This is a genomic window from Neobacillus drentensis, from assembly GCF_036966985.1.
Lineage (GTDB): Bacteria > Bacillota > Bacilli > Bacillales > Cytobacillaceae > Neobacillus > Neobacillus drentensis_E.
The window spans coordinates 32,310-51,269 of sequence record NZ_JBALSN010000060.1; the positions used below are offsets into that span (position 1 = coordinate 32,310).

An 18,960-nucleotide genomic window follows, 5' to 3' on the forward strand; every position below is an offset into this window, starting at 1 on the left:
CATAGGGGTCGTATGATGCCTGTTTGCAGTAAAAAAAGAGCCTGACGGTAACCATAGGGGTCGTATGATGCCTGTTTGCAGTAAAAAAAGAGCCTGACGGTAACCATAGAGGTCGTATGATACCCGTTTACAGTAAAAAAAGAGTCTATCAGTAACCATACATTTTATTAAAGGGTAATTAAAAAAACTTAATCATTTGGTAAAACATAATTTGCAGACTTTCCATGACCGATTTGTTTATAGTGCTTCCCCAATATCCTCCTAATAGTCTTCTCCGATTTAACAATCTTACACCAATCACGAACTATCTTTGTGGTAATTTTTTGATCAGGAAATAGAAGCGATAATTCAGTGACACTCCTTAACACTGCTGATTCCACTCCCTCTGTGCAGCCGCAATGTCCACATGTTAATATCAATCCATGTATTTCAGAAAAAAGGGAGAAACACTTCGGGCAAAGGATTCCTTTTTCCAGCTGCTCATAATGGTAAGCTGGTAAGTGTGGATAAGGTGACTCTACTATATGAAGAGCAACTAATTGTTCAGCTATCTTGTAGTGTCTTTTATTCAATTTTACGGGCCTTGTATTCAACTTTTTCAAAAAGCGGTTTATTTGTGAGTGGAAAACAAGAGATGGATTAATAGTGGTTATATATAAATGAAATTCGGGGTTAATGAAGATGAGATAGGGTTCAAGCGGATTATGATAGCCAAGGTCCTGGAGTAATGAACGAAGTAAGATGACACAATGATTTTGTTGGTGTACAGGATTCTTCATTTCTTTTTTAGTACTCGTACACCATTTTTCACCTTCAACAAAGTAGTCGCCTTCGAAATTTTTTATATCCAATGGGTAAATTTTATCGTGGGATATAAGTAACGTATCAATTTGGAATTTAGAATTATTATGTTCAAGTAATAAATCATGGATGACCAGCCACTCCTCTGAGAGCCCTTCTAACCATAGATCACTCTTTTGCTCATCTTCAAATCCCTTTTTTAGCCTTGTATAGTTCCTAACATCCTTATCGGATAAACTCATTCGAGCATTTAATGAACGCAACAGAGTAATTTCCAATAGTTCCACGCGAGATTTAAGTAGCATATTCCACATCCCATTCGTTATTTTAATAAAACTATAATTCTATTTTATGGAAAAACATACAAACCTACAAGGTAGATTCCTAAATTAATATTTTACGAACGTAATATAATAGTTTCATATAAATGTTCGTGTTTAGTTTGCTTTTAGTTATAAAAATTGGTAAAATGGTGTATGGAAAATAGTAAAGCGTATTTAATTTGGAGGTGCCTTATATGTCATCAGTAGTAGTTGTTGGAACTCAATGGGGAGATGAAGGTAAAGGGAAAATCACAGATTTCCTTTCTGAAAATGCCGAAGCAATCGCCCGTTATCAGGGAGGAAATAATGCAGGCCACACCATAAAGTTCAACGGAGAAACGTACAAATTGCACCTAATTCCATCTGGAATTTTTTATAAAGAAAAAATCTGTGTTATCGGAAATGGAATGGTTGTTGATCCAAAGGCACTTGTAGCAGAACTTGCTTATTTACATGAAAAAGGTATTACAACCGATAATCTTCGCATTAGTAATCGTGCACATGTCATTCTTCCATATCACTTAAAACTTGATGCAGTTGAGGAAGAAAGCAAGGGTGCGAATAAAATCGGTACCACCAAAAAAGGAATTGGACCAGCTTACATGGATAAAGCAGCGCGCGTAGGTATTCGAATTGCTGACCTGCTTGAACGCGATGTGTTTGAAGAAAAGCTTGAACGTAATTTGGAAGAGAAAAACCGTTTGTTTGAACGTATTTATGAAACAACAGGATTTACGAAAGAAGAAATCCTTGATGAGTATTATGAATATGGTCAACAAGTAAAACAATATGTATGTGATACATCCGTGGTCTTGAATGATGCTTTGGATGAAGGCAAACGGGTTCTTTTTGAAGGCGCTCAAGGGGTTATGCTTGATATTGACCAGGGTACTTACCCATTTGTTACTTCTTCTAACCCTGTAGCTGGCGGTGTTACAATTGGTTCCGGGGTTGGACCATCGAAGATTACCCATGTCGTTGGAGTTTGCAAAGCTTACACTTCACGTGTGGGTGACGGGCCATTCCCGACAGAATTAAATGATGAAATCGGCCATCAGATCCGTGAAGTTGGACGTGAATATGGCACTACAACGGGCCGTCCTCGCCGTGTTGGCTGGTTTGACAGTGTCGTTGTACGCCATGCCCGCCGTGTGAGCGGATTAACTGACTTGTCGCTTAATTCTATTGATGTTTTAACAGGGATTGAAACATTAAAAATCTGTACTGCGTATAGCTACAAAGGTGAGCTTATTACGGAATATCCAGCAAGCTTGAAGGTATTAGCACAGTGTGAACCTGTTTATGAAGAGCTTCCAGGCTGGACAGAAGATATTACAGGCGTTAAAACTTTAGACGAGTTGCCTGTAAATGCCCGCCATTATGTAGAACGCGTGACCCAGTTAACTGGAATTCCATTAACGACTTTTTCAGTTGGACCAGATCGTAATCAAACAAATGTCGTTCGCAGCCCGTGGAGACAAATATAAATTTGCAACTTGCCAAATGAAGCCCTCATTTTTGAGGGCTTCAATCTTTTTAAAAAAGTTTTTTAAAAAAGTATTGCCTTTAGTATATAGTCCGTGCTATTATAAAAAGCGTCGTCACGATACGACAAGTTAAAAACAAGTACGAGCCATTAGCTCAGTTGGTAGAGCATCTGACTTTTAATCAGAGGGTCGAAGGTTCGAGTCCTTCATGGCTCACCATTTATATTTTATGGCCCCTTGGTCAAGTGGTTAAGACACCTCCCTTTCACGGAGGTAACACGGGTTCGAATCCCGTAGGGGTCATGGCTTTTGATTGTCAGCAAATGGCTGGCAAGGACGGTCTCCTTGCTGACAATCAATTTAATATTGGTCTGGTAGTTCAGTTGGTTAGAATGCCTGCCTGTCACGCAGGAGGTCGCGGGTTCGAGTCCCGTCCAGACCGCCATATAAGTGGCTCAGTAGCTCAGTCGGTAGAGCAAAGGACTGAAAATCCTTGTGTCGGCGGTTCGATTCCGTCCTGAGCCATAAAAGAAGGAAGCTTGCAAATGCATGCTTCTTTTTTTTATGGCTATATCCTCTTTTTAACAAAAAAACAGTTCCCCCCTACTAAAAATGTCAGTAATTATACAGTTTTGTTACAGTATTAAGACTATTAATCTATTTACAGAAAGTTATGGTAAAGTGGAGAAGGTCTAAAATTCTGGGAACTTCTTTAATAGTAAAAACAATAGATTAAAAGGGTTTTACCGTGGTTTAGGGAGGAAAAATGTTATTTTTAGATAAAATATCGCAAACAAAAAAGTTATTACTCAAAACAACACTTGTGACTACCATGGCATCAACACTGATTGCCTTTAGTAACGGTCCGGTTGCATTTGCTGATTCATCCGAATCATCAAAGGATTATCATGTCTATCTTGAAGGTACATATATAGGTAATGTTGCGGATAAGAGCGTAGTAAATAAGATCATTGCTGATAAAGCCGCTGATACCGATTTTATGGAGCAAATTCAAGATGTTCCATATCAAGTATTTCCAACGGCTGAAACTGAGACAGAAACTGTTCAGACCATCCGAAATATCTTCCAGCTTCAAACAGAAGCGTCTGCCATTATGATTGACGGGAAACCAGTTGCTTATGTAGAAAATCAAACAACAGCGGAAGAAGTTATGAAGAAATTGATCCAACAATATGTTCCTGAGGATCAATTAGCCGAACTTAAGGCTCGAAAAGCTTCTGACAATACGAATGTACCGGCATTAAAAGAAAATGAGTCCCGGTTATTAGATGTACGACTATCTAAAAATGTCTCTTTTTCAAATGAAAATACTGCTCCTAGAAAAATTATGTCTGCCGAGGAAGCAGTTACTTTTTTACAAAAAGGGACTTTAGAAGAAAAGAAATATGTGATCCAAAAAGGCGATGTACTTGAAATCATTGCCAATGGCCACCATATGAAGATGGCGGACATCTTAGCGGTGAATCCCGGACTAACTAAAGATACACTCCTAAAGATTGGCCAAAAAATTAATATGACTGTTCCAAAACCGTTTATTGAAGTGATTGTGGAAAAAGAAGTAAACAAAAAGGAAGAAATCCCTTATAAAAAGAATGTGATTGAGGATAAAACTCTGTTAAAAGGGAAAATGAAAGTAAAACAAGAAGGTAAAAAAGGTACTCGTTCCGTTACCTATAAAATTTCCGAACAAAATGGTGTAACCGTAAACAAGGACGAGGTAAATGAAACAATCCTTGAACAGCCTATTAATGAGATTGTCATCAAGGGAACAAAGGTAATTCCATCACGCGGCGACGGTACCTTTGCCTGGCCAACAGTGGGTGGGTATATTTCAAGTAAGCAAGGTCCTAGATGGGGCAGAATGCACAAAGGGATTGATATTGCTAGACCAAGCAACAGAACGATCAAGGCAGCTGATAATGGCGTGGTTGTTTCTGCAGGCTGGGGAGGCGGTTATGGTAATAAAATTGTAATTGACCATCAAAATGGTTACCGTACCCTTTATGGGCATATGTCATCGCTTAAGGTTCACGTAGGTCAGAAGGTTTCCAAGGGTTCCGCCATTGGAATAATGGGGGCTACCGGAGATGCTACTGGTGTTCACTTGCATTTTGAAGTTTATAAAAACGGCGGCTTGGTAAACCCACTTTCTTATTTAAGATAAAAGGAGAGTCTCTGGCTTAATGCCAGAGGCTTTTATTGTGGATATAAAAAAATTATTTGTGGAAAATTTGAAATAGTTCTCTGAACCCAGCTCCAGCACCCAGCGGCTAGTGTACTTCGCTCTCCGCCCTACGATAAGTCAAGCACGAATGCGCTCCGCTCTTCGTGTTTCCTTTATCTCGGTTGGAGTGCTCCAGTCCATACGCCGCTATACGGGTGCTTGCGCTTTTTATTCTTCCAGTCTTACCAAATGGTAATAGGTGAATTTATGCCAATAACATGATACAGTAAAATAGTATAGTTATGACTCCTAGTCCTATTTTATTAAATAGATGAAAATGAAAAATTGAAAAGGAGCAATGGAATGGAAAAGAAAATTCTTGTTGTTGATGATGAAAAACCAATTGCTGATATTCTCCAATTTAACTTAAAAAAAGAAGGATACGTGGTCTATTGTGCTTATGATGGAAACGAAGCACTTGAATTGGTTGAAGAAATACAGCCGGACTTAATCCTTTTAGATATTATGCTTCCCTTACGTGATGGGATGGAAGTATGCCGTGAGGTCCGTAAGAAATTTGAAATGCCGATTATTATGCTTACCGCAAAGGACTCCGAAATTGATAAGGTCTTAGGACTTGAGTTGGGTGCAGATGATTATGTGACGAAACCGTTTAGCACAAGAGAACTAATTGCTCGCGTCAAAGCTAATTTACGTCGTCATCAACAAATTCTGACACCGGCAGAAGCTGAATCTGAAACGAATGAAATTGAGATAGGATCACTGACCATTCATCCAGATGCCTATATCGTTTCAAAACGCGGTGAAACGATTGAGTTGACCCACCGTGAATTTGAATTGCTATTCTATTTAGCAAAACATATCGGCCAAGTGATGACAAGGGAACACCTATTACAAACTGTTTGGGGTTACGATTACTATGGTGATGTAAGAACAGTCGATGTAACAGTGAGAAGATTGCGGGAAAAAATTGAGGACAGCCCTAGCCATCCAACTTGGATTGTGACACGGCGCGGGGTAGGATACTATTTGCGCAATCCTGAACAGGAGTAAAAGGAATGAGGAAGGTTGGTTTCTTTCGCTCTATACACGTAAAGTTCGTTATCATCTATGTCCTCCTTATATTAGTGGCCATGCAAATTATCGGTGTTTATTTTGTTAAACAGTTGGAGGAAACATTACGGACCAACTTCCAAACATCGTTAAAACAGCGGGTTGATTTGCTTGCCTATAATATTGTCGAGGAAATGGAGAAGGAGAGAACGCCTGAAGATCCAACACTAGAAGAAGATGTCAAAAAAATCCTTAGGGACTTTGATGCAGGTGATATTTCAGAGGTTCAGGTAATTGAAAACAACTCCCTAAAAATTCTTGGTACCTCCCATCCTAGTAACCAAGGAGTGGTTGGCCAACGAACCACCAAACTTCAAGTGAAGCAATCGATGGTATTAGAAGAGGACCAAAGTTCCATTAATATCGATGAACAGACAGGACATCGGATTTGGGTCCTCTCTACACCAATTAAGTCGGGGAAAAAGGTTATTGGTTCCATTTATTTGGTAGCTAAAATTGAAAATGTTTTTGAACAAATGAAAACCATTAATAAGATTTTTGCCACTGGTACAGCAATTGCTTTATCCATTACTGCTCTGTTGGGCATTTTGTTAGCCCAAACCATTACTAGGCCAATTGCTGATATGAAGAAGCAGGCGATAGCGATGACTAAGGGTAATTTTTCAAGAAAAGTTAAAGTATATGGAAATGATGAAATTGGGACACTGGCGATTACCTTTAACAATTTAACGAAAAAACTGCAGGAAGCACAGGCTATGACCGAAGGGGAACGGAGAAAACTTTCCACTGTTTTGTCTTATATGACTGATGGTGTAATCGCCACCGACCGGAAAGGCCGTGTGATTTTAATTAATGAACCGGCGGCCGAAATGCTGAATGTTTCACGTGAAACAGTGCTGACACAGCCCATTGTAGAGTTACTAGATTTAGACGATACCAATTCCTTTGAGGACTTATTGGAAGAAAAGGATTCAATTATTTTAGATTATAGTACTAAAAAAGAACGCTATTTTCTGCGTGCAAATTTCTCCGTGATTCAAAAAGAGACGGGCTTTGTCAATGGCTTAATTGCCGTTCTGCATGATATTACCGATCAAGAAAAAATTGATGCGGAACGGAGAGAGTTTGTCGCCAATGTATCCCATGAATTACGGACACCGCTGACAACGATGAGGAGTTACTTAGAGGCCCTCGCAGATGGAGCCTGGCGGGATGAGGAGATTGCTCCGAACTTTTTAGAAGTGACGCGGACTGAAACAGAACGAATGATTCGTCTGGTGAATGATCTGCTCCAGCTTTCAAAAATGGATAGTACGGATTATCGATTGACGATTGAGTGGGTTAACTTTGTCGATTTCTTTGACCGTATTATCGACAGGTTCGAAATGTCAAAGGAACAAAACGTTTCCTTCAAGCGAAAGCTGCCTAAGCAAGCCATCTTTGTTGAAATTGATGAAGATAAAATGACACAGGTTTTATACAATATTATTTCCAATGCTTTAAAGTACTCACCAGAAGGCGGTCAAGTCACGTTTTCGATTAAAGAAATGGACGATAAAATTATTGTGAGCATTTCAGACCAAGGGGTTGGAATTCCAAAAGAGAATATTAAAAATATTTTTGACCGTTTTTATCGTGTTGATAAAGCGAGAACGCGGAAATTAGGCGGTACAGGCCTAGGTTTGGCGATTGCAAAGGAAATGGTTAATGCTCATGGCGGGGCAATCTGGGCAACAAGTGAGGAAGGGAAAGGAACAAAAATCTCCTTTTCACTCCCATATGAACGTTCTGAAGAGGATGAATGGTCATGAGATACGAAAATATTAAATCAGGTATTCTAATCGTACTAGTCCTGGTCAGCATATTGTTAACTTGGAACCTTTGGACGTACCAACCGAACTATGAAACAATGAAAAGCAGTGATTATGTAAAAGAGGTCTCGTTAAGTGAAAAACAAGAGGTTCAAAAAATTGTTAGACCAGATCAACTGCTTTACCATGTGAAAGGTCAGCATTACGGAACGAATAATACAGATGATATGGAAAAGGTGATTAAGGAACTCAGCCGTTGGGCTTTCTTTGATGTGAAAAAATATACGAACGAGGTTAAAGACATCAAGAAATTAATCCATGACAGCGGCAATACGGAAATTATATTTCCGGGAGAGGTTCCAATAGAATTATATCGCAGTGTATTAAATATTGAAGGAAAAAAAATACCTGCCTTCAACTTCAATCGAATCATTATTAATACAGAGAATTCCGCAAAGGAAAATGGAATTGTTTATTTTGTTTCCACCGAGAATCAACAGGTTTATATTAGTCACATCTCTTCTGCAAATTTAAATGAGTTTAACCGCAATTTTTATTTGAAGGCAACGAAATACCCGCGTTATTTTGCTTATCAAGCATCTGAAAAACGGACCATTTTCCTGCCTGATGCGGCCACAGAGATGACGACCTATAAATATTTGCCTGTTACCCTTGATTCTGAAGAATTCAAAGAAGCCCTTTTTAGCGACCCTAGTTTTGTTCAAAAGAGCTTTGTCCCATCAGGCGAGGAGTACACAAACGATTCTAGTAAAATGACGGTGAATTTTGAAAGTAATCTCCTTCGATATGTCAATCCGACGGTAGAAGAGAATTTTATCAATACTTCATATGATTTAGTGAAACGAAGCATTGATTTTGTCAATCAACATGGCGGTTGGACAGACCCGTATCGCTATGTTGAAAAAAATGAGTATACCCATACCGTCACTTTCCGTTTATATAGTATGGACGGCTACCCTGTCTTTAATGGAAATGGCATGACTGAAATTAGTGAGGTTTGGGGCCGCGATGAGATCAATAAGTATATTCGTCCAAATATAGCCTTAGAACTCCCATTAACCACAGAGATGGTAAAGGTGACCCGTCCTTCAGGACACGATGCTTTGAAATTTTTACAAAACAAAAAGAATTTTAAGCCGGGCCTTCTTGAGGATATGATCTTGGGCTATCGGATGGAACGGGATTCAAAGGAGAATAAACTAATCGTCTTAGAACCTGCCTGGTTCTATCGCTATGATAAATCATGGGGACAGATTACGATGGAAGACCTAGGAGGATCACAGCATGGATTGGAGTAAGATAAAAACTATTTTTATTATCACCTTCTTAATCTTAGATGTGTATCTCTTATATCAATTCATGAAAATCCGTGATGCTAATAAGTATGAGGTCATTTCTGAGGCCTCGTTTGAAGAAAAGCTAAAAGCAGATGAGATCACGTATAAAGACTTTCCTAAGGATCCGATTAAAGCCCAGTATCTTAGTGCCAAGCCTAAGGTGTTTACTCAGGTTGATACTGATAAGCTGAAAGGAAAATCTGAGGACATAAGGGGTACGGGAACGTCAACGCTCCATGTCACACTAGAAAAGCCGATTAAGATCACGGCAAAGTTTGAACCAGCCGAGTTGTCCACTTTTATTAATGACAATGTCCTTTTTGGTGAGGATTATCAATATGGGGAGAAAAGTGACAAGGATCAATCCATCACTTACTTTCAGACCACAGAGAACGTCCCGTTATTTAAAAATATAAATGGGATGATTACATTTAAAATCGGTGATAAGAACCAGATTGTCTCCTATGATCAGACCTACCTGGTGGAAATGGAAAAGTTAACGGCCAAGGAAGAAATTTTGGCGCCGTTAAAGGCGATTGAAACCTTGCATCAGAAGGGAATGTTGAAATCGAAGAGCAATATCACCACGATTGAGCTTGGTTATTCCACACTCATTCAGTTGGCAGCTTCCCAAGTTTTAGCGCCGACATGGCGCTTTGAGGTTGATGGCAAGGAGAGCCTATTTGTGAACGCATTTGAAGGGCAGATTATTCAATTTAACAGCGATGAAAAAAGTAAAGTGGAGTGAAATCATATGTCTTTAAGTTATAGCATTCTTGCAAGCGGGAGTACAGGAAACGCTCTATATGTAGAGTCTGATGAGCATTCGTTTCTTGTGGATGCAGGGTTTAGCGGCAAGCAAATGGAGGCACTTTTTGGACAAATTGATCGTGATATTAGCAAGCTTTCCGGCATATTTGTGACGCATGAACACAGTGACCATATTAAAGGGATTGGTATTCTTGCTCGTAAATATCATTTGCCTGTGTATGCGAACGAAAAAACATGGCGGGCAATGGAAAGTTCAGTCGGTGCCATTCCAACGGAACAAAAATTTGTTTTTAATATGGAAACAGTGAAAAGTTTTGGATCTGTTGATATTGAGTCATTCGGGGTATCACATGATGCGGCGGAACCCATGTTTTACGTATTCCACCATTCTGGGAAAAAACTCGTCCTTATCACGGACACGGGCTATGTTAGTGACCGAATGAAAGGAACCATTTCGAATGCCGATGTGTATATTTTTGAATCCAATCATGATGTGCAGATGCTGCGGATGGGCAGATACCCTTGGAATATTAAACGTAGGATTTTAAGTGATGTCGGCCATGTTTCCAATGAGGATGCAGCTTTAGCAATGAGTGATGTCATTGGCGATCAAACTAAGCGAATTTATCTTGCCCATTTAAGCGCGGATAATAACATGAAGGACTTAGCCAAAATGGCAGTTTCTCAAACCCTTCAAGAGCGAGGTCTAATTGTCGGCGAACAATTCGGACTCTACGATACAGATCCGAAAATACCAACAGCATTAACAGCTGTGTAATCTATTTAAAAGAACGAGGTGCCTTATTACAGGTACCTCGTTTTTTTATGGCGCCATGTTGATTGGAGCGGAAGGTGCGAGACTCCTGTGGGAGCAGCGGGAAAGTTGAGACCCCACAGGCGCGTAGCGCCGAGGAGGCTTAACTCCCGCCCCGCGGAAAGCGAGCATCCTGGAGAGGAAATCAACATGCAATATTAACAGAACGACTTGTTAAAAAACTATGAACAAAGTGGTAAGTTTTTATTAATACATAGTAATTAATTAGTAATTTAAAGAAGAGCGAGTATAATTGTAATTATAAGCCAAAATAAACGGTAGCAATCTTTCGGAAAGTGAGGAATGGTGTAAAGTGGGTTATTATGATGATCAATCACAAAACCGCTTCAGGGAACAGAAAGGAAATAGAGGCGGAGTCTTCCTTGCAAGTATTGTTGGGGCGATCCTTGGAGCCATTCTTGTTATTATTTCTATTCCTGCCCTATCAAATCGCGGGATTCTTCCCTATCAAATTGAAACAAATCAAAACAATGCTGTAGAATCAACTACCAATAATAATAATAATCCGAATCAAAATTTCACTCAAAAACAGATTTCCTATGATGTGAACACAAACACAACGAAAGCAGTTGATAAGGCTGCCGATGCCGTTGTCGGAATTAATAACATCCAGTCATCAAACTTTTGGTCAGATGATGAAGCGGCTTCAGAGGAAGAAGCAGCCGGAACGGGCTCAGGTGTGGTCTATAAGAAAGCAGGAGGAAAGGCTTACGTTGTCACGAATCACCATGTGGTTGAAGGAGCAACTAAGCTAGAGGTAAGCTTTAGCGATGGGACAAAGATTCCAGCTAAACTGCTCGGCAGTGATGTTTGGACGGATTTAGCGGTGCTTGAGGTTGATGCATCCAAGATTAAAAAGGTGGCTGAGTTTGGTGATTCGGATAGTTTAAAAATGGGCGAACCGGTCATCGCGATCGGAAATCCGCTTGGTGCGACCTTCTCAGGGTCCGTCACGCAAGGAATCATTTCTGGGCTGAAGCGGACGATTCCTGTTGATATTAATCAAGATGGGATCATTGACTGGAATGCAGAAGTACTGCAAACAGATGCCGCAATCAATCCTGGTAACAGCGGCGGGGCATTGATAAATATTGCAGGTCAGCTTGTTGGAATTAACTCCATGAAGATTGCCCAAAATGCTGTAGAAGGAATTGGTTTATCGATTCCTATTAACTCAGCACGGCCCATCATTGATGACCTTGAAAAGTTTGGATCTGTTAAGCGTCCTTACATGGGCGTCGATTTAAAATCAGTCTCGGAAATCCCTGCCTACTACCAAGAAGAAGCGTTGAAATTACCTAGAGAGATTAATTATGGGGTTGCCTTAAGACAAGTTGTACCGAATTCGCCAGCGGCGCAAGCCGGTTTACAAGAATTAGATGTTATTGTCGAGATGGATGGCGAAAAGATTAATGATGTCATTGATCTTCGGAAGCATTTGTACCAGAAAAAGAAAATTGGTGAGCAGTTGAAGATTAAATTTTACCGCGATGGAAAGTTGAAGCAAACGACTTTAACCTTATCAGGAGATACAACGCAATAATGTTCGATAAAAAGCAGGAAGGTGATCAAGTCACCTTCCTGTTTTTATTTGTGGTATTATGTATAAGTTATTGAGGGATCTTGTATGACAGTTGATTATCGTGCAAACAATAATATTAAATAATACGTGTAAGAAAGGTTGACGAATGAAAATGATTTATAGCTGTGAGGAACATGTGGATATTGCCTTAGATGATATTGTGGATCAATTTGAGACATTTCCCGTTTTATCGAAAATAGATGGGGATAACTTATCAACACACTGTGAATATTGTCAAAATCAAGCTACATATGTTGTGGCGAACAAGTGATTCCATACAAGATGTGGATAAAAATTGTGAATATGTGGATAACTTCTGTGGATATCTTGTTTGTAAACTGTTTGTAATCAAGTTGAAAAGGGCTGTGGATTGTGAATATCTCTATTATTACGGTTGGCAAATTAAAAGAGAAATATTTAAAGCAGGGTATTGAGGAATATTTAAAAAGGCTGACAGCTTATGCAAAGGTTGACGTGATTGAGGTTCCTGATGAAAAAGCACCAGAAGTATTAAGTGAGTTGGAAATGGTGCAAGTAAAGCAAAAAGAAGGAGAACGAATTTTAGCAAAGATTAGCCAAGATACATATGTCATTGCACTAGCGATTCAAGGAAAATTAGGATCATCCGAAGAACTAGCGGATTCACTAGATAAACTTGCAACCTATGGAAAAAGTAAAATCGCCTTCGTAATTGGCGGATCGCTGGGGTTGAGTGAGGAAGTTATCAAACGATCGAACGAGCAGCTTTCCTTTTCACGGATGACCTTCCCCCACCAGTTGATGAGGCTCATTCTGGTTGAGCAGATTTATCGCGCTTTTAGGATTAATCGGGGTGAACCGTACCATAAGTAACGGCGAAATTTTTACTTGAATTTATATTAGATAAGCATAGTTATAATATTTTTTGCTTATAAGGTTTTAAATTTTATAAAAACTCAGAAATATATTGACAATTATTTATTAGATTGATAAAGTTTAAAAAAATATTTCTTATCCAGAGAGGTGGAGGGACTGGCCCTATGAAACCTCAGCAGCAGGTCTAATAAGACACTGTGCTAATTCCATCGGGCGTGAAGCCTTGATAGATAAGAGCTACGTTATTATTTGTCAGTAACGCACTCATTTATCTGAGTGCGTTTTTTGTTTTTTCTGGATGTAGGAAAAAGGAGACTATGATGGAAAAGAAAAACAAGCAAAAATTTCAAAGAAAAATGCAAACACGGCATCTAGTTATGCTATCGCTCGGCGGAGTGATTGGAACAGGATTATTCTTAAGTTCGGGTTACACGATTCAACAAGCTGGCCCATTTGGGACCATTCTGTCCTATCTGATTGGTGCACTAGTGGTTTATCTCGTCATGCTATGTTTAGGAGAGCTTTCCGTACATATGCCTGAAACTGGTGCCTTTCATAGTTATGCGACTAAATATATTGGACCAGGGACTGGGTATACAGTTGCTTGGTTGTATTGGCTAACTTGGACTGTTGCTTTAGGTTCTGAATTTACGGCTGCAGGATTATTAATGCAGCGATGGTTTCCATCCATTAATGTCTGGATATGGAGTTTGCTGTTTGCTATTTTGGTTTTTGTCTTAAATATACTGACGGTTAAGTTTTTCGCTGAATCTGAATTCTGGTTTGCGTCTATAAAGGTAATAGCAATTGTTCTGTTTATTGTTGTAGGAGCAGCGGCAATGGTAGGTTTTCTTCCGATGACTCATTCCCAATCGGCACCGTTCTTCTCTAATTTTACAAGTGCAGGTTTATTTCCTAATGGTGCTTTTGCGATTGTCATGACAATGCTTGCGGTTAACTTTGCATTTTCAGGAACGGAATTAATAGGAATTGCAGCGGGGGAAACAGCAAATCCGGAAAAAACGATACCAAAGGCCATTCGTACTACATTGTGGAGACTGATTATCTTTTTTGTAGGAACAATTGTTGTATTATCTGCATTATTGCCTACTTCAGATGCAGGAGTATTAGAGAGCCCCTTTGTTGCCGTTCTTGAACAAATTGGCGTACCATATGCAGCGGATATTATGAACTTTGTCATATTAACAGCCATTCTATCTGCTGCAAACTCAGGTCTTTATGCCTCTTCAAGAATGCTTTGGTCACTAGCAGATAAGAATACGATATCACCCATGTTTGCAAAATTAACAAAACAAGGTGTTCCAATAAATGCAGTCATTTTTAGCATGTTTGGCGGTGGTTTAGCTTTGTTCTCAAGTATTATTGCACCAGATACAGTGTATATCGTACTTGTATCCATTTCGGGCCTAGCTGTGGTGGTAGTTTGGATGAGTATTAGTGCTTCACAGTTTTTCTTTCGCAGACAATATATTAAAGAAGGAAATTCCGTAAAGGACTTGGTTTATCGTACACCATTCTATCCTTTGGTACCAATCGCTTCCTTTATCCTTTGTCTTGCTTCTTGTATTGGAATCGCATTTGACCCTACCCAACGAATTGCCTTATATTGTGGCATTCCATTTATCTTGTTTTGCTATGCAAGTTATTATGTAACCCAGAGTTTAAAGAAAAGAGGAGCAGACTATGTCCAACAAAATCAACCCTATTAATGCTATTTTATCCGAACATCCCATTATGCTACTGGACGGAGCGTTAGCCACAGAGCTTGAGTCGCATGGGTGTAATTTGGACGATCCCCTCTGGTCTGCACGTGTATTACTAGAAAATCCAGAATTGATTTATCAGGTTCATACAGACTATTTTCGTGCTGGAGCGGACTGTGCCATAACGTCAAGCTATCAAGCAACCATTGACGGTTTTTCCAAGCGTGGTATCCAAGAGAAAGAAGCTTTAGAACTAATTAAGAAAACGGTGTTACTTGCGAGAAAAGCAAGAGATGATTTTTGGCAGGAAAGTTCACAAACCAATAGACCTAAGCCATTGGTTGCCGCATCCGTTGGCCCTTATGGGGCTTACCTAGCTGATGGTTCAGAGTATGTGGGAAACTACGGTGTTACAGATGAAACATTAATAGACTTTCATCGCACAAGAATGTCAGCGTTGATTGAAGCAGGTGCTGATCTATTAGCATTTGAAACGATTCCTTCCCTGCAGGAAGCAAAGGTATTAGCTTCATTGTTGAAGGAATTTCCAGACACATATGCCTGGCTATCCTTTTCTTTGAAAAATGAGAAAGAGATAAGTGACAGTACGCCGCTGGCAGAGTGTGCGAGAGTGTTTGGTGACAACGAACAAATTGTTGCCATTGGTCTAAATTGTGCACCAGTGACAATCGTGACGGAAGCTATCAACGAGTTGCGAACAAACACCAAAAAACCGATTATTGTTTATCCGAACTCTGGTGAAACCTATAATGCAGAAACAAAAACATGGCATGGTCAAGAATTATGTAATGGGCTCGACTTTAAATCTGAAGAATGGTACCTTGCAGGGGCACGACTAATAGGAGGATGCTGCAGAACAGCACCTCATCATATTGAAGAGATTTCAAAAAAGTGGCGAACTTCTTAATTATTTAGATCGTTAAGGAGAACCGTATCATAAATAGAGGCAGTTTTATTGAATAATTTGGGTTCATAATGTCCAAAAGACCATGGACAAAGGATAAACGGTGGCTACGACTAGGTTTATTTTGCCCAAGTAGTCTATTGATAAATGGTTATTTTTGAATGCAGTGCAAAAAGGGAGCCGAATATTATAAAAGGCTCCTTTTCCATTTGAATTTCTTCTTTCCAATGTTGTCATTATCTTTCCTATTCTTCCTTACACAAGTCTAGGTGAATGCAAAATCGGTATTCCATAAAGGGCGTCATCAATGAGGAAATGAGTATAATGTTCACTCTTCCATTAATGATAAAAGGCTATTTATAAACACATCATAATTTTTGGATTTTAAAAGCAGATAAACATTTTCTGGTTCTGATAATATTTTGATAAAGCTATCATAGATATCTCGAAAAATGTTTCTTTCGTCTTTATTCAGAGCAATTAGCGCGATAATTTGAACAGAATTGTTTCCCCAATTCACAGGGTTGTCATTTAATACAATCGAAATAGCCGACTTTAATGCGTTCATTTGCATCGAGTGTGGTACTGCTACATTGTTATTAAATGATGTTGAGGACATCTTCTCCCTTTCAATGATGTCGTCAATGCCACCTTTTTCGATAAATCCTAACTGAACCAATTTTTCGCCAAGAAAATTGATTATTTCAAATTCATTTTTTAAGTAAATGTTATGTTGAAACAAATGGGGATCGAATAGGCTGATTAAATGTTTTTTCAGCTTCGTACGACTACGCTTTTTATTAATTTTTGTTATACTTTGCTGAATTTTCTGGATGTCCTCTTCTAAGAAAAATGGATTTAAATGGACAATTTCCTGTTCCGTTATTTTGGGAATCTGAATTGTTGTAATGATCAAGTCTGAGTCAATTTGTCCGAAACCACTATCAAGTTTGGTAATAACTCTATTTATCTCATTTGTTCTCCGAAAGACTGCTCAAGTCTTTTTAACATTGGGATGTGCATATTGTAATACTCTGGACAGATAACGGTGCAAGTTATTTTATATTCAAGCGCTTTTTGTCGTTCCAGAAAGGCCCCAATATGGAAGGCAATATAGGCGATTTCGTCTTCATTGATTTGAATATTTTCCCTTTTTTTGTATCTCATTTGAAATAAAGGCGGCCAGGTCATAAATTAGTGGGTAAGATGATTTAATCTGCTTGGTTAATGGGTTTTTTGACAAATAATTATGCTTTGCTCGGTTAATTAAATTACGTATATGCAGGGTAAATTTTATTAGAAATTCATCACCGTAAATATCCACTAGGTAATAATCTTTCACTTTTTGAATAATTTCATTTACTAAATTAATATAATGCTGCTCAATATATTCCCCAAGATTTTCATTGTTTAGGTTGTCATAACTCAATATCGTTGCCTTACTAATTAAAAGAATCGTTAAGTAATAAAGCTCTGCTCCTTCAAACGTTGTCCCAAATTCAGATTTTATTAACTGGGCGATATCCAAAGCCGCCCTATACTCTTTTGTTTTGGACAATGCCCCTATGTTTTCTTCCGAAATGGTTCGATGCCGGCTAACCCGTTCTGTTGCGATCACGATATGGAGCAGGATGTTCCCGATTGTGTACTCATTTACATAAAGATTATAGGATGCCAACACTTTTATCAGCTCTTCCTTGAAATCTTTTAAATCATAACCAAAAGCGGATTGGATACTTTCTAAATGCAAAAATTGATCCTTCGTTTCTTCGTAAAAAATATGGCTCATCAACTTTCTTTTATCTCGTTCCAGTCCATTTAAAATAAATAAGTCGCCATCTCGTCTGAATGATAAATTAAATTTTTCCAATAGGCTTTTGGCTTTTTTTAAATCGCCTTCGATCGTCGATGTGCTTACATAAATTTCCTCACTTAGGTCAAATATATCCATACCTTCAGAATGGACAATTGATTGCTTTAATAGATAATAGAGCCGCTCAAGTGGCGTCAGTCCTACTGGTGTTTCTTTAGGTTCTTTACGCAGAATCCCCCGGTAAACGTTTTCATTTATTTTATAACCATGGTTAGAGGACATAATCAATACGGCTGGAGAGGTGGTTTCATTTATTTCATTAACATATTTTCGGATGCTCCTGGTGGATACAGAGAATTGTTTAGCAAAAATATCAGCTTTTACCCAATCATTTTTATTTAATAAGAATTGTATAATCTCTCTCTCTCGCTCCTTTTTCATACTATAAAAACACCCAAAGGTCTATTTATCATTAGTTTTCCACTTATATATTGTAAAAAAACACATAATAAAGTGAAAGGTTAAAAAAGTTCCTACCCCCCGGAACTTTTTCAACTTGAGCGGGATCAATAAAAAATAGACAATAGGCTCAGAAAGTATTATTCAAATTTACTTAATGGGAGGAAATTATTATGACAGAAAAGACTATTCTTTTAGTTTGCGGCGGCGGTGCTTCCAGCGGATTCATGGCCCAAAACATTCGTAAGGCCGCTAAAAAAAGAAATATCGAACTAAATGTAATCGCCAGAAGTGAGTCCGAGGTAGAAGATTTTCTGAATGAAATGCATGTTTTGCTCATTGGTCCGCACTTAAAATATATGGAAGAGGATTTACAAGCGAAGATTAAACCTTATAACATTCCGGGTGCGGTGATCCCGCAAACAATTTATGGTCTTCTGGATGGAAACAAAGGCCTGGACCTTATTTTGGAACTTCTTGGCGAAAAATAGAACGGAGGTTATTAAATGAACACGTTTATTAATTGGATGAACCAAAACTTTACGCCAAAAATGAATAAAATAACGAGAAATGTATGGGTTTCATCGATTCAGGAAGCCATTATGGCAACTTTGCCGCTAATTCTTGTAGGATCGCTGATTACATTGATTTCAATTTTGAATAATTATTTTTCAAATATGCCTAATTTTTCACCCATTACTACCTTTTCATTTGGCCTTATTAGTATATATATTGCACTATTAGTTCCTTATTTCATAATGGAAAAAAAGAAAAAGAATGATAGAAAAATAATCTCAGGATTAACAGGTGTTTCCTTATTTCTAATGCTACTTGTCCCAAAGCTCACAGACGACGGCGGCATCACCTTCACGTTAGAACGTTTCGGCGGCAACGGCATGTTTGTTGCTTTAATTGTTGGCCTTTTGGTTGGAGCAT

At 38.7% G+C, this 18,960-nt stretch carries 16 protein-coding genes, 4 tRNA genes, 1 pseudogene and 1 riboswitch; of the genes and pseudogenes, 18 read left to right on the top strand and 3 right to left on the bottom strand.

Annotated features, from left to right (window positions below; all coding sequences use genetic code 11):
- Positions 1–188 precede the first annotated feature (188 nt).
- Entirely contained in the window at positions 189–1,106 is a 918-nt protein-coding gene (locus V7659_RS04230) for a nuclease-related domain-containing protein (RefSeq protein ID WP_335538316.1), read from the bottom strand.
- A 212-nt stretch (positions 1,107–1,318) separates the two neighbouring features.
- On the opposite strand from V7659_RS04230, the gene V7659_RS04235 reads away from it, so the two are divergent.
- From V7659_RS04235 to mmuM, 16 genes are all read left to right on the top strand, one after another.
- On the top strand, positions 1,319–2,611 hold the full coding sequence (locus tag V7659_RS04235) for an adenylosuccinate synthase (protein WP_144552052.1): 1,293 nt from the start codon (positions 1,319–1,321) through the stop codon (positions 2,609–2,611).
- Positions 2,612–2,754: 143 nt separating this feature from the next.
- A tRNA-Lys gene (locus V7659_RS04240) sits at positions 2,755–2,830 on the top strand.
- A gap of 12 nt (positions 2,831–2,842) precedes the next feature.
- Positions 2,843–2,914, top strand: a tRNA-Glu gene (locus V7659_RS04245).
- 65 nt (positions 2,915–2,979) lie between these two features.
- Positions 2,980–3,056, top strand: a tRNA-Asp gene (locus V7659_RS04250).
- A 7-nt stretch (positions 3,057–3,063) separates the two neighbouring features.
- Positions 3,064–3,136 (top strand) — tRNA-Phe (locus V7659_RS04255).
- 241 nt (positions 3,137–3,377) lie between these two features.
- The gene (locus tag V7659_RS04260) at positions 3,378–4,796 is read left to right on the top strand and encodes a M23 family metallopeptidase (RefSeq protein ID WP_335538317.1); all 1,419 of its coding nucleotides are present in this window, start codon (positions 3,378–3,380) and stop codon (positions 4,794–4,796) included.
- A 363-nt stretch (positions 4,797–5,159) separates the two neighbouring features.
- Positions 5,160–5,870: a response regulator YycF gene (gene yycF, locus V7659_RS04265; RefSeq protein ID WP_335538318.1), complete on the top strand. Its 711-nt coding sequence runs from the start codon at positions 5,160–5,162 to the stop codon at positions 5,868–5,870.
- A 5-nt stretch (positions 5,871–5,875) separates the two neighbouring features.
- Positions 5,876–7,702, top strand: a complete 1,827-nt coding sequence (gene walK / locus V7659_RS04270) for a cell wall metabolism sensor histidine kinase WalK (protein ID WP_335538319.1) — start codon at positions 5,876–5,878, stop codon at positions 7,700–7,702.
- Positions 7,699–9,021 (top strand): YycH family regulatory protein, encoded by a 1,323-nt coding sequence (locus V7659_RS04275; protein ID WP_335538321.1) that lies wholly within the window; start codon positions 7,699–7,701, stop codon positions 9,019–9,021. Before walK ends, V7659_RS04275 begins: the two co-directional genes overlap by 4 nt.
- Positions 9,008–9,808: a two-component system regulatory protein YycI gene (locus tag V7659_RS04280; RefSeq protein ID WP_335538322.1), complete on the top strand. Its 801-nt coding sequence runs from the start codon at positions 9,008–9,010 to the stop codon at positions 9,806–9,808. The genes V7659_RS04275 and V7659_RS04280 overlap by 14 nt, the downstream gene beginning before the upstream one ends.
- Positions 9,809–9,814: 6 nt before the next feature.
- Positions 9,815–10,609: an MBL fold metallo-hydrolase gene (locus V7659_RS04285; RefSeq protein ID WP_144552034.1), complete on the top strand. Its 795-nt coding sequence runs from the start codon at positions 9,815–9,817 to the stop codon at positions 10,607–10,609.
- Between the two features lie 349 nt (positions 10,610–10,958).
- Positions 10,959–12,209 (top strand): S1C family serine protease, encoded by a 1,251-nt coding sequence (locus V7659_RS04290; RefSeq protein WP_335538326.1) that lies wholly within the window; start codon positions 10,959–10,961, stop codon positions 12,207–12,209.
- Between the two features lie 145 nt (positions 12,210–12,354).
- Positions 12,355–12,519 (top strand): CxxH/CxxC protein, encoded by a 165-nt coding sequence (locus V7659_RS04295; protein WP_395947779.1) that lies wholly within the window; start codon positions 12,355–12,357, stop codon positions 12,517–12,519.
- Between the two features lie 101 nt (positions 12,520–12,620).
- Entirely contained in the window at positions 12,621–13,100 is a 480-nt protein-coding gene (rlmH, locus tag V7659_RS04300) for a 23S rRNA (pseudouridine(1915)-N(3))-methyltransferase RlmH (RefSeq protein WP_144552028.1), read from the top strand.
- 135 nt (positions 13,101–13,235) lie between these two features.
- Positions 13,236–13,340: riboswitch (SAM riboswitch) on the top strand.
- Between the two features lie 83 nt (positions 13,341–13,423).
- Positions 13,424–14,833: an S-methylmethionine permease gene (gene mmuP / locus V7659_RS04305; protein WP_335538328.1), complete on the top strand. Its 1,410-nt coding sequence runs from the start codon at positions 13,424–13,426 to the stop codon at positions 14,831–14,833.
- Positions 14,808–15,755 carry a homocysteine S-methyltransferase gene (gene mmuM, locus V7659_RS04310; protein ID WP_335538330.1) on the top strand — a complete coding sequence of 316 codons (948 nt, stop codon included), beginning with the start codon at positions 14,808–14,810 and terminating at the stop codon, positions 15,753–15,755. The genes mmuP and mmuM overlap by 26 nt, the downstream gene beginning before the upstream one ends.
- A 325-nt stretch (positions 15,756–16,080) precedes the next feature.
- Here the strand turns inward: mmuM and V7659_RS04315 are convergent, their stop codons facing one another.
- Together V7659_RS04315 and V7659_RS04320 are read right to left on the bottom strand one after the other, a co-directional pair.
- A complete protein-coding gene (locus tag V7659_RS04315; RefSeq protein ID WP_335538333.1) occupies positions 16,081–16,668 on the bottom strand; it encodes a PTS sugar transporter subunit IIA in 588 nt (195 codons plus the stop codon).
- A gap of 213 nt (positions 16,669–16,881) precedes the next feature.
- A complete protein-coding gene (locus V7659_RS04320) occupies positions 16,882–18,006 on the bottom strand; it encodes a BglG family transcription antiterminator (RefSeq protein WP_335538335.1) in 1,125 nt (374 codons plus the stop codon).
- 191 nt (positions 18,007–18,197) lie between these two features.
- Here V7659_RS04320 and V7659_RS04325 point away from each other — a divergent pair, with 191 nt between their 5' ends.
- On the top strand, positions 18,198–18,515 hold the full coding sequence (locus V7659_RS04325) for a PTS sugar transporter subunit IIB (RefSeq protein ID WP_335538337.1): 318 nt from the start codon (positions 18,198–18,200) through the stop codon (positions 18,513–18,515).
- Positions 18,516–18,530: 15 nt separating this feature from the next.
- A pseudogene (locus V7659_RS04330) lies at positions 18,531–18,960 on the top strand (PTS sugar transporter subunit IIC); the annotation flags it as partial.